Genomic DNA, 11,454 nt, shown 5'->3' with positions numbered 1-11,454 from the left:
GGCTGGGGCCGGGCGGCGACTGTCGGAAAGGGTCAAGAATCTAGCGCGGCGGCTCCGGGAACGGGTCGACCAGCCCGCACCGCTCGATCTCGTACTTCGGCACCCGCTCGATCCGGTACGCCGCGAAGTTCAAGGCATTGCGCAGGTTGTGCTTGAACCGGTCGAAGGTCAGCGGGTCGCGGTGCGAGAGCATGAGCGCGTAGGTGTCCGGGCAGGACATGGCGACGCGCGCCTGGGTCACCCACTCCTCGTCCAGGTACCAGGGCATCCACGGCTTCTTGTCGACCATGCCCGCGTCCACGATCACCCAGTCCGGGTAGAGGCTCTTGTCGTGGCCGATGCGGCCGTCGGCCAGCCGGTCGGTGTGCGCGGCGAGCGGGTAGGCCAGCCCCATCGGGTCGACCACCTTGACGTCGAGCGGGACGTTCATGCTGGTCATGCCGAGATTCAGGAAGAAGACGGTGTGCCCGACGCCGCCGTCCGGGATGGGCTGCGGCGGCGGTGCGATGTACCAGAACCGGAACGACGGCGAGTTCAGCAGCAGCCCGCCGTCGGGGGTGTTGGCGATGGCGTCGAGCATCGGCCGCATGCGCGGGTAGTCCAGGTAGTCCTCGGCCCGGATGGGGTGGTCGCGGCCGGTGTTGAGCACGTAGTACACCCGCTCGTCGACGATGCCGGACGAGCTGATCTTGGTGCCGGTGGTGATGGCGGTGGTGCCCGCGGCGAAGAGCGCCCAGCCGACCACGACCAGCCAGAGCGCCGGGACCAGCAGGTACCGCACGTCGCGCAGGGTGAACGGCCGGAAGGCGCCGCGCGGCACCCGGATCGGCAGCACCGCGATCGGCAGCAGGAAGAGGAAGAGCTGCGGCAGCAGCATGCGGCCGTGCATGAAGTCGCCGCCGACCCGCAGCGCGTAGACGGTCAGCAGCAGCGCGCCGCCGAGCACCAGCGTGACGACCGCGCTCGGCGAGCGCAGCCAGCACCGGAACCGGGTGACCGGGTGCTGGCGGTCGGCGCCGTCCCGCTCGCCGCGCGCGGTCGACTCGCGGGTCAGCCGGAGCGCGCCGAGCGCGGCGAAGAAGAGCACGAGCAGCGGCAGCCAGAGCCAGTACGGCCCGACCAGGTCCCAGAGGTAGGTGAAGCCCTGGCCCCACTTGGCGCCGCCCGCGTCCTTGGCGACGGCGGTGTTCGGGTAGGGCAGGCCGTAGTACCCCATCCGCCAGATCTGGTAGCCGAGCGGGAGCACCCCGGCCACCGCGATGATCAGCAGCCGCAGCAGCACCGGGCGGTCGCCCGGCATCGGGGCGAGGAAGATCATGCCGAGCGCGGCGGCGCCGATCACCGCCATCTCCGGGCGGACCAGCGGGGCGAGCCCGGCCAGGAAGACCAGCCCGAGCAGCGCGGGCACCCGGACCCGCGCGGCCAGCGCCCAGCGGATCATCGCCCACCAGAGCAGCGCCAGCCAGAAGATCACCAGCCCGCTCTCCAGGCCGGAGGTGGCGTAGTCGCGGGCGGGCGGCACCGCGATGTAGACCAGCACCCCCGCGGGCAGCAGGAAGGCGGCCTTCGGGCCGCCCCAGAGCCGGGCGGTGCCGAGCACGGCGAGCACGATCGCGCCGAGCGAGAGCACCAGCGCGAGCGCGAGCACCACGTACTCCAGCCTGGCGCCGGTGACCCAGCTGAAGAACCAGACCAGGTAGGTCCACGCGGTGCTGGTGTTGGCCTCGACCCGCTCGCCCGCGTTGAAGACCGGGCCGTTGCCCGCCAGCAGGTTGCGGACGGTGCGCAGCACGATCAGGCCGTCGTCGGCGATCCAGCGGCGTTGCCAGCCGCCGATGGCGAACAGCGCGACGGTGACCACGATCCCGCCGACGAAGAGGGCACGGGAGAACCGGGTGTACCGCGGCGCCGAGCGGACCGATTCATCGGCCCGCCCGTGCTCGTCTTCGGTTGTCCCGGCCCCATCGGCCACTCTCTCGTCAGGCGAGATAGACAGCGACACCTACCGCTCCGATCCAGGCGATGGCGAGGAACTGCAACACACGGTCCCCCAGCGCGATCTCTTCGGGTTCACCGGCCTCGCCACCGTCGACGTCGACCGCGTAACGCAGGATTGCGATGGTAAACGGAATCATGGAGATCGCGAACCAGTTCGTGTCCTTCGCGTCACCCTGTTCGAAGGCCCAGAGGCCGTAGAACACCACCACGGCCGTGGCCGCGAGGGTCCAGATGAAGCGCAGGTAGGTCGGCGTGTAGTACTCCAGCGACTTGCGGATCTTGGCGCCGGTGCCGAGCGCGATCTGCAGCTCCGCGTACCGCTTGCCCGCCGCCATGAACAGCGAGCCGAACGCCATGATCAGCAGGAACCACTGGGAGAGCGGGATGTTCGCCGCCGCGCCGCCCGCCACCGCGCGCAGCAGGAAGCCGGAGGAGACGATGCAGATGTCGAGCACCGCCTGGTGCTTGAGCCCGAAGCAGTAGGCCAGCTGGATGCCGATGTAGACCGCCATCACCACGGCGAGCTGCCAGGCCGCGAGGAACGAGATGGCGATCGAGCCGACCAGCAGCACGACCGCGAGCACGTAGGCCAGGTTCACCGGGACGACGCCCGCGGCGATCGGCCGGAACCGCTTGGTCGGGTGCGCCCGGTCCGCCTCGACGTCCATCGCGTCGTTCACCAGGTAGATCCCGGAGGCCGCGAGGCAGAACACCGCGAAGGCGATGGCGACGTGCACGAGCACGTCCAGCTCGGTCGCCGACCCCGCCGCCAGCGGCGCCGCCAGCACCAGCACGTTCTTCACCCACTGGCGCGGCCGCATGGTCTTGATCAACCCGCCGACCAGAGTCTTCGGCGGGCCCTTGGTCACGCCTTCCGCGAGATCGGTGCCTGTTGGCTCTTCGCTCATGTCAACCAAGGCTCTTTCTCGTGCGATCACTGTCGAGCTTCTTCTCGACGGCGAGCAGGGCGGCGGCGGACGCGGCGCCCAGCGCGGAACCGGCGAGCACGTCGGAGGGGTAGTGCACCCCGAGGACGACCCGCGAGAGCACCATCGGGGGGACCAGCACCGCAGGCAAGGGTAGCCCGGTCAGTTTTCCGAGCAACACCGCAGCCGCCGCGGTGGAGGTCGCGTGCGAGGAGGGGAAGCTCAGCTTGCTCGGCGTGCGCACGTTGATCCGCACCGCCGGGTCGTGCGGGCGCGGCCTGCGCACCACCCGCTTGATCACGATCGAGGCGGCGTGCGCGCCGACCGCGCCGACCGCGACTCCGGCCCACTGCCTGCGCCGCGGCCTGTCCACCAGCCAACCCGCGGCGGCGATGCCGACCCAGCCGAGCGCGTGCTCGCCGAAGTGCGAGAGGCCGCGCGCGGCGGAGATCACCGCGGGGTTGCCGCCGATCGCCGACTGCACCGCGGTGATGATCGCCACCTCCGGGTTCGCCGGGCTCGCCGCGGGTGCCGGGTCGAGCGGCAGGGTGGTGGGCTCGGCGTTCAGCGCGCTCACTTGACCTCGCTGGTCTCGACGGTGGGGACGGTGCTCGGCGCATCGCCGATCCCGAAGATCTGCTCCCAGGCGGCGGTGCTGGTGAGCCGCGGGTGCGCGGCCCGGTAGCGCTGCCGCATCTCCGGGAAGCGGGCGAGCAGCTCCCTGCGCAGCCGCATCGCCTCCTTGAACAGCGCGAGCGCCTGGCGCGGGTCGCGCTTGCGGTAGACCACGCCGCGCCCGTCCGCGGTGGTGACGGTGACGCCGTCCACCTGGGAGAGCAGGAACCAGCGGGCGTCCAGCGTCGGGACGTTGAGCTGCGGGGTCTCGTGGTGCTGGGCGCGGGCCGGGCGGGCGCTGTGCACCAGCCCCTTGGCCAGCCGGGCCACCTTGGCGAGCGGGTTTCCCGGCTCGCCGACCGCGCCGACGTCGGCGTGGCTGGCCAGCGGCAGCGCGGTCGAGGAGGGCAGGACCACCGCGTCCGGGTAGCTCTTGCGCATGGCGTGCACCGCGCCGAGCGCGCTCGGCAGCAGCTCGAAGAGCTTGTCCGGGCCCGCCAGGAAGTCGCGGATCGCCTGGTTCTGGATGGCGACCGTGGAGTACTCCAGGCAGAGCAGGTGCTTGAGCGTCGCCTTGACGGTGTTCACCACCATGGCGCGGGCATTGCCCGGCAGGTGCAGCGCGGCGACGACCAGGCGGTTGCGCAGGTGGAAGTAGGCCTGCCAGTCGATGGCGTCGTCCTTGTCGCTCCACGCCATGTGCCAGACCGCCGCGCCGGGCAGCGTGACGGTCGGGTAGCCCGCGGCGCGGGCGCGCAGCCCGTACTCGACGTCGTCCCACTTCAGGAAGAGCGGCAGCGGCTGCCCGATCTCCTCGGCCACCTGCCGCGGGATGACGCAGGTCCACCAGCCGTTGAAGTCACCGTCGATGCGGCGGTGCAGCAGCTTGGAGTTGTCCCGGTCGCGCAGCGGGTACTTGGCGAAGTCGTGGTCGTACTCGACGTTCTGCGCCGCGGTCCACATGAAGACGCTGCGGTCCACCACCTCGCCCATGACGTGCAGGTGCGAGCGCTCCTGCAGGTTCAGCATGTGCCCGCCGGTCAGCACCGGCGACTTGGCGAAGCGGCTGAAGGCCAGCGCGCGCAGGATGGAGTCCGGCTCGATCTCGATGTCGTCGTCCATGTAGACGATGAACTCGGCGTCGGTGGTCTTCAGCGCCTCGTACATGACCCGGCTGTAGCCGCCGGAGCCGCCCAGGTTGGGCTGGTCGTGGATGGCGAGGCGGTCGCCGAGCACGGCGGCGGCCGCGGCGAAGCCGGGCTCGTCCACCACCTTGCGGGTGCCCTGGTCCGGGATGATCACCGCGCGGGTGCGCTCCAGCACCAGCGGGTCGGAGCCGAGCGCCTCGAGCGTCTTCACCGCGTCGGTCGGCCGGTTGAAGGTCGGCATGCCGATGGCGATGGTGCCCTGGCCCGGCGCCTCCATCGGCGCGTACCAGCCGCCCGCGTGCAGCTCGACCGCGGTGTCGGTGGTGATGTCGAACCAGAGCCAGCCGCCATCCTCGAACGGGCCGAGGTCGGCCTCGAAGGTGACGGCCACCGGCTCGCTGCCGGAGAACTCCGCGCCGCGCACGTGGATGCGCGAGCCGTCGGCCTTCGAGCGGTAGAGGTCGACCCGGCCGTGGCCGGTCAGCTCCAGCTTCAGCAGCACCGAGTCCAGCACGCTCCAGCGCCGCCAGTAGCTGGCGGGCAGCGCGTTGAAGTAGGTGCAGAAGGAGACCTCGGACTCGGCGCCGACCGCGAGCGAGGTGCGGCCGGTGGCGTGCGCGCGGCGCGCGTTGGTGGTCGATTCCTCCAGGTAGAGGGTGCGGACGTCGAGCGGCTCACCCGGCCTGGGCAGGATGATCCGCGCCAGCAGGGCGTGCGAATCGTTGTGCAGCAAACTCATTCAGTTCTCCTGGTCGTCGGCGAGCGGCGCGCCGTTCTCCAGGTGCGGGCGCAGCACGTTGTCGAACTTGCTCAGCGCGCTGCCGATCGCCATGTGCATATCGAGGTACTGGTAGGTGCCGAGCCTGCCGCCGAAGATCACCTTCGCCTCGGCGGTCTCCCGCTTCGCCCGGTCCCGGTAGGCCTTGACCTTGGCCCGGTCCTCGGGGGTGTTGATCGGGTAGTACGGCTCGTCGCCGGTCTGCGCGAAGCGCGAGTACTCGCGCATGATCACGGTCTTGTCGGCCGGGTAGTCGCGCTCCGGGTGGAAGTGCCGCGGCTCGATGATCCTGGTGTAGGAGACGTCGCCGTCGTTGTAGTTCATCACCGAGGTGCCCTGGAAGTCACCGGTCTCGAGCACCTCGGTCTCGAAATCGATGGTGCGCCAGCCGAGCTCACCCTCGGCGAAGTCGAAGTAGCGGTCCAGCGGGCCGGTGTAGACGACCGGGGCGTCCGGGCTCTCGGCCCGGAGCTGCTCGCGCACGTCGAACCAGTCGGTGTCCAGCCGGACCTCGATGAGGTCGGAGGCGGCCATGTTCTCCAGCCACTTCGTGTACCCCTCCTTGGGCAAGCCCTCGTAGGTGTCGTTGAAGTAGCGGTTGTCGAAGGTGTAGCGCACCGGCAGCCGGGTGATGTTGCCCGCGGGCAGTTCCTTGGGGTCGGTCTGCCACTGCTTGGCGGTGTAGTCGCGGATGAACGCCTCGTAGAGCGGGCGCCCGATCAGCGAGATCGCCTTCTCCTCCAGGTTCTGCGCGTCGCCGGTCTCGATCTCCGCCGACTGCTCGGAGATCAGCTTCCGCGCCTCGTCGGGCGTGAAGTAGCGGCCGAAGAACTGCGAGATCAGCCCGAGCCCCATCGGGAACTGGTAGGCCTGCCCCTTGTGCAGCGCGAAGACGCGGTGCTGGTAGCCGGTGAACTCGGTGAACTGCGTGACGTAGTCCCACACCCGCTTGTTGGAGGTGTGGAACAGGTGCGCACCGTACTTGTGGATCTCGATCCCGGTTTCCGGTTCCGGTTCGGAGTAGGCGTTGCCGCCGATGTGCGGGCGGCGGTCGAGCACCAGCACGCGCTTACCGAGCAGGTTCGCGGTGCGTTCGGCGATGGTCAGCCCGAAGAAACCGGAGCCGACGACGATGAGATCGAAGGGAGCAGATGCGTTACCGGGGGACGATGCGGCGGTCACGGTGGCCCAGCGTATCGGACGCCTTTCCCGGCTTCCGGCGCAGTCGAAACTCGGGTCCCGGCGCAGGTGGGGTCGATCAGGCCGGGAATCCGGCGTCGAGTTCGACGAGCTCCCGCTCGGTGTGCAGCCGCCAGGCGTGTTCGCCCAGCTCGGCTCCGCTGATCCGGGTCAGCTCGAGGCCGGGCGGGATCGCCTCCGGGTGCGCGTCGGCGCGGCCGCGCAGCAGTTCCCAGGTGTCGAGGACGTTGGCAGGTGCCTGCTGGCAGAGATCCTCCCAGCCCTTGGCGGCCTCGCTGGTGGCGAAGCGCAGCTCCCACGTGCCCGCGACGGCGGGTGGCGCGACCCGTTCGCCGCGCTTCGGGCTCACGGAGCGTCCGGCTGGATGACCGGGCCCACGTCGAGGTCGGAGTCGGTGGTGAGGACGGCGGCCAGTTCGGGGACGCCCGCGTCGCGCTGCATGAGCGCGACGAACATCCGGCTGGTCACCGACGCCGCGGTGTGCTCCAGCTCCGCCCTGGCGGCGGTGGTGAGCACCAGGTCCTCGGCGTCCCGACGCCGGACCAGCAGCGACTGGCCCGGCGTGCGGTGCAGGCGCTCAACTACATGTCGAGGGCGAAGGCGGCCATGGCGTCGCGGACGAACTCCGCGGTGCCCGCGCCGTGCACGTCGTAGTTGGCGCGGAAGCGCTCGTCGGCGACGTACATCTCACCGAGGCCCGCGAAGGCCTCCGGGATGACCGGGCGCCCCTGCCAGCCGAGCGCGACCCAGTCGCGGTGCCTGGCGGTGAGGGCCTTGGCCTCCGGGCCCGCCGGGTCGGCGCCCGCGGCGTGCAGCCGGCCGTACTCGGCGGCGATGTCGAGCTGGGTCTGCTGGAACTCCCGTTTCTGCTCGGCGGTCAGCGAGCGCCACCAGCGGTCGCCGTTGTCGTAGGCATCCCTGCCCCAGCGGTCGATGACCTCGTCTTTGTACTGCGTGTGGTCGAACCCGTCGAACACTTCGGTTGCCACGAGCCGTTCACCTCTCTCCGTCTTGTCGAGTGTCGTGGTGACCGAGTCGATCAGGCGCCGGATCCGGTCCTGTTCCCGCCGGAGCAGGTTCAGGTGCGTGCGCAGCGCCGCGGCGGGTTTCTGCTCGCCCGCGATGACCTCGGCGATGACCGGGAGGCCGATGCCGAGTTCGCGGAGGAGCAGGATGCGCTGCAGGCGCAGCAGGGCGTCCTGGTCGTAGTAGCGGTACCCGTTGGCCCCGATCCGGCTGGGCGGCAACAGCCCGAGCTGCCCGTAGTGGCGCAGCGTCCGGCTGGTGGTCCCGGCCGCCTTCGCCAGATCCTGGATGGACCACTCGCCGTCGCGCGTGCCCGCTGCCATGACCTCGACTCCCTTCCTGACCTCGTCGGTGAGTTCAGGATGGGCGTTGACGCAGCGTCAAGGTCAAGGGTTCTCCGGGAGCATGGAGAGCAGCGTGTCGAAGTCGACCACCTGGGCGCCGAGCGTGTCGGTGGCGACGATCACGCCGTTGACGAAGAGCTGGTAGGTGCCCGCGCCGAGCGGGAGGTCGAGCTCGGGGCCGACCGGGGCGCCGACGGCGCTCTGCTCGCCGCCGATCCGCTGGTACTCGACCTGGATGGCGGTCGGGCCTTCGGCGGCGTCCACCCGCGGGTCCCGCGGCGCGGGGGCGGGGGCCAGGTACGGGTTGGGGCGCAAGTCGCCGGGGGCGGGGCCGACCTCGAAGGTCTCGATGTCGGCGGGCGCGCCGCCGTCGGGGGCGGCGGAGTACTCGGAGCGCAGCAGCAGGCCGTCGCGCAGCAGGACGGTGCCCGCGGTGGCGGCGACCGCGGCGGCGGTGCGCGGGTCCTCGCGCACCGTGCCCGGGTACACCTGGCAGTCGGTGCTGTCGCAGGTCTGGGCGTACGGGTAGCGCTGCTCGGCGAGCGCGTACGACCGTGCCGCGACGGCCTGCGCGCGCAGCGCCTCGGCCGCGCCCTTGTCCGCCCAGTTGGCCTGCATCTCGGTGGGGACGACGCCGAGCAGGTAGTCCTCGACGTCCAGCTCGTTGACGGTGCGCGGGGCGCCGTCCTCCAGCGCGAGGCCGAGCGCGCCGCGGTACCCGGTGCCGCCGCAGAGCTCGAGGTGCTCGGCGGACGGGCGGTTCGGTCCCAGATCGATCGGGTAGATCCACGGGTCGTCGGTGGCGCCCTGCCAGACCACCTCGCCGTCGCAGCCGACGGTGACCACGACGTTCGCGCCGCCGTCCGGCAGCGCGGTGAGGTGCGCGACCTGGCCGGGCTCCAGTACCCGGTCCGCCACGATGGCGCCCGCGTCGGCGTAGGCATCGAGGGTGGCGTCGTCCTGGGTCTGCAGCCGGACCCGGAGCAGGGTGGGATCGATCCGGCCGAGCTCGGCGCCGGGGTAGTAGTGCGCCAGGATCTGCTCGGCGGTCCAGCCGTCCTGTGCGCTCTCGAAGGCGCCGTGCTGGCTCATGCCGCGGCCGTGGCCGTCGCCGGTGGTGGCGCGGTACGGGGTGCCCGGCCAGACCGCGGTGACGGCGAGCGCGCCCGCCGCGAGCGCGCCGCAGGCGACCAGCAGCGGCCGCGGGGATAGCGCCGGTTCGGGGGCGCGCCTGCCGCGCCGCCCGCGCGGCCGATGGATTCGCTGCACGACGAACTCCCTTCGAACGGCATGTCGTAGCGCCCGCGTCGGACATCGGAGGCTACATTCGAGCAATCACCTCAACCTCGACCAGAGGTTTAGATATGTGACGATAGTGGCTAGTGTGATAGCAGAGACGCCTGACACGCAACCCTCTCGATTACGCAGCTTGATCCACCGGTTCCACCTGATTGGAGACGCTCGTGCCCGCTCGCAGACCGAAACGCTCCTACGTTCTCCCGGTTGTGGCGATCCTGGCGGTGGCTGCTCCCCTCGCGACGTTCACCATGGGCGATTCCGCCCGCTACGACGCAGCGAACGAAAGCGAGCTCGCCGCGGTCCCCGCGCAACTGGTCGAGGCGGCGCTCGCCGCCGCTCCCGACGTCGTGCTCCCGCTCGATGAGCTGACCGGCCTCGACCTGCCCGACCTCCGCCTCTCCGACCTGCGCATGCTCCCGCTGCCGGAGTCGGTCCCGGTGCCGCCTGGTATCCCGGCGCCGCCCGGGGTCGCGCTGCCCTCGCAGGTCCCGCTGCCGAAGCTGACGCCGGGGCAGAGCACCCGGTTCATCGCCGACCCGACCAGGCTGGAGCCGGGCACCACCCCGGACACCCCCGCGCTCACCCCGGGTGCGCTCCCCGCCGAGTACGCGGACCTGGTCGGCACCCAGGTCAAGCAGATCGCCAGGGAGCAGCCGTTCAGCATGGTCGCGCTGACCGCCGCCGACCTCGCGGGGACGAACGCCATGGTCCGCGCCGCGGCGGCGGACGGCAGCTGGGGCCCGTGGTTCGACGCCGAGCCGGTGGACACCGGCGCCTCCGACCACAGCGGCCCGCCCCGCGTCGATGGCACCGAGCCGGTCTACGTCGGCAGCACCAACCTGGTGCAGGTGCTGGTCACCAAGGCGCGGCAGCCCGGTGCGACGATCACCCCGATCGCCGAGCAGGTCGACCCCGCGCACGGCATCCCCGACCTCACCGCGGTGCTCATCGACCCGGGCCGCGCCGATATCGACGGCGGGCTCGCCGAGGTCGCGGGGGCGCTGCCGGACGGCGGGCCGCGGGTGATCAGCCGGGCACAGTGGGGCGCGGACGAGTCCATGCGCTGCATGGACCCCACCTACGACGACATGCTCGGCGGCTTCACCGTGCACCACACCGCGGGCCGCAACGACTACAGCAGGGCCGAGTCGGCGGGCATCGTGCGGGCGATCTACGCCTACCACGCCGAGACGATGGGGTGGTGCGACATCGGCTACAACGCGCTGGTCGACAAGTACGGGCAGATCTTCGAGGGCAGAGCGGGCGGGCTGGACCGGCCGGTGCAGGGCGCGCACGCGGGCGGGTTCAACGAGAACACCGCCGGGGTCGCGCTGATGGGCGACCACGAGTCCGAGGCGCCGACCAGCGTCGCGCTCAATGCCGTCGGGCAGTACGTGGGCTGGCGCACCAGGATCGCCGGGCTCGACCCCAAGGGTCAGACCCTCATGTACTCCGAGGGCACCGAGTACACCCCGTACGCCGAGGGCGAGGAGGTGGAGCTGCCGATCGTCTTCGCGCACCGCGACGTCGGCAACACCAGCTGCCCCGGCGACGCCGCCTACGCGATGATGGACCGGATCCGCGACATCGCCGCGGGCGGGCCCGCGCAGAGCACGCCGGACACCGCGACCGGCGCCGACCTGGACGCGCTCGTCGACCTGACCGGGCGGCTGCTGCGGATGGTGAACGACAACATCATCGCCCGCTACTACGCGGAGAAGGGCGGCGCGGCGAGCTCGCTCGGCGACGCCGTCTCCGAGCCGCTGCCCGCGGCGCAGGGGCAGCAGTACGCCAAGTTCGCCAACGGGTACGTCTACACCGGGCCGAGCGGGCAGGTGGTCGAGGTGCTCGGCGCGATCCTGGACCGGTTCCTGCAGTTGGGGGCGGATGCCGGGGTGCTCGGGTTGCCGCTGGCCAATGCCTACCCGGTGCCGGACGGGCTGCGCGCCGACTTCCAGTACGGCTCGCTGATCCTGAACCAGCTCACCGGGATCGTGACCACGGTCTGGAAGACCTACAACGACACCTACCAGGAAGAAATGCGGAAGAACCCGGCGGGCGCGCCGATCCCCGACCCCGCTCCCGCCCCGGCCCCGGCCGGCTGAGAACCTGACCCCGGC

10 protein-coding genes are annotated in these 11,454 nt (G+C 71.2%); 1 reads left to right on the top strand and 9 read right to left on the bottom strand.

Features of this window, described 5'->3' with window-relative positions; translation table 11 throughout:
* Nucleotides 1–40: 40 nt before the first annotated feature.
* The 9 genes from zomB to ACFUUZ_RS27795 all read right to left on the bottom strand — a co-directional run bounded on the left by zomB (nt 41) and on the right by ACFUUZ_RS27795 (nt 9,304).
* The gene (gene zomB / locus ACFUUZ_RS27835; RefSeq protein WP_378701268.1) at nt 41–1,972 is read right to left on the bottom strand and encodes a flagellar motor control protein ZomB; all 1,932 of its coding nucleotides are present in this window, start codon (nt 1,970–1,972) and stop codon (nt 41–43) included.
* A 7-nt stretch (nt 1,973–1,979) separates the two neighbouring features.
* Nucleotides 1,980–2,906: a decaprenyl-phosphate phosphoribosyltransferase gene (locus ACFUUZ_RS27830; protein WP_378701266.1), complete on the bottom strand. Its 927-nt coding sequence runs from the start codon at nt 2,904–2,906 to the stop codon at nt 1,980–1,982.
* Between the two features lies 1 nt (nt 2,907).
* Nucleotides 2,908–3,426 (bottom strand): phosphatase PAP2 family protein, encoded by a 519-nt coding sequence (locus tag ACFUUZ_RS27825; protein ID WP_378701272.1) that lies wholly within the window; start codon nt 3,424–3,426, stop codon nt 2,908–2,910.
* A gap of 71 nt (nt 3,427–3,497) precedes the next feature.
* Nucleotides 3,498–5,426 carry a glycosyltransferase gene (locus tag ACFUUZ_RS27820; protein WP_378701263.1) on the bottom strand — a complete coding sequence of 643 codons (1,929 nt, stop codon included), beginning with the start codon at nt 5,424–5,426 and terminating at the stop codon, nt 3,498–3,500.
* Entirely contained in the window at nt 5,427–6,647 is a 1,221-nt protein-coding gene (glf, locus tag ACFUUZ_RS27815) for a UDP-galactopyranose mutase (RefSeq protein WP_378701261.1), read from the bottom strand.
* Between the two features lie 76 nt (nt 6,648–6,723).
* On the bottom strand, nt 6,724–7,014 hold the full coding sequence (locus tag ACFUUZ_RS27810; RefSeq protein ID WP_378701259.1) for a hypothetical protein: 291 nt from the start codon (nt 7,012–7,014) through the stop codon (nt 6,724–6,726).
* Nucleotides 7,011–7,181 carry a hypothetical protein gene (locus ACFUUZ_RS27805; RefSeq protein ID WP_378701257.1) on the bottom strand — a complete coding sequence of 57 codons (171 nt, stop codon included), beginning with the start codon at nt 7,179–7,181 and terminating at the stop codon, nt 7,011–7,013. Before ACFUUZ_RS27805 ends, ACFUUZ_RS27810 begins: the two co-directional genes overlap by 4 nt.
* 65 nt (nt 7,182–7,246) lie before the next feature.
* The gene (locus ACFUUZ_RS27800) at nt 7,247–8,014 is read right to left on the bottom strand and encodes a TipAS antibiotic-recognition domain-containing protein (protein ID WP_378701255.1); all 768 of its coding nucleotides are present in this window, start codon (nt 8,012–8,014) and stop codon (nt 7,247–7,249) included.
* 63 nt (nt 8,015–8,077) lie between these two features.
* A complete protein-coding gene (locus tag ACFUUZ_RS27795; RefSeq protein ID WP_378701253.1) occupies nt 8,078–9,304 on the bottom strand; it encodes a SpoIID/LytB domain-containing protein in 1,227 nt (408 codons plus the stop codon).
* A gap of 194 nt (nt 9,305–9,498) precedes the next feature.
* Here ACFUUZ_RS27795 and ACFUUZ_RS27790 point away from each other — a divergent pair, with 194 nt between their 5' ends.
* Complete coding sequence (locus tag ACFUUZ_RS27790) at nt 9,499–11,439, top strand: N-acetylmuramoyl-L-alanine amidase (RefSeq protein WP_378701252.1); 1,941 nt, start codon at nt 9,499–9,501, stop codon at nt 11,437–11,439.
* The last annotated feature ends 15 nt before the right edge of the window (nt 11,440–11,454 follow it).

Origin of the sequence: Nocardia sp. NPDC057353 (assembly GCF_042667085.1) — a bacterium.
Taxonomy (GTDB): domain Bacteria; phylum Actinomycetota; class Actinomycetes; order Mycobacteriales; family Mycobacteriaceae; genus Nocardia.
The sequence above is the reverse complement of the archived record's forward strand: the minus strand, read 5'-3'. Positions and strand labels throughout refer to the sequence as shown.

Bases quoted from the DNA above. Each gene is read 5' to 3' on its own strand.
- ACFUUZ_RS27830 (WP_378701266.1), bottom strand. From the start codon at position 2,906: ATGAGCGAAGAGCCAACAGGCACCGATCTCGCGGAAGGCGTGACCAAG.
- ACFUUZ_RS27820 (WP_378701263.1), bottom strand. From the start codon at position 5,426: ATGAGTTTGCTGCACAACGATTCGCACGCCCTGCTGGCGCGGATCATC.
- ACFUUZ_RS27800 (WP_378701255.1), bottom strand. From the start codon at position 8,014: ATGGCAGCGGGCACGCGCGACGGCGAGTGGTCCATCCAGGATCTGGCG.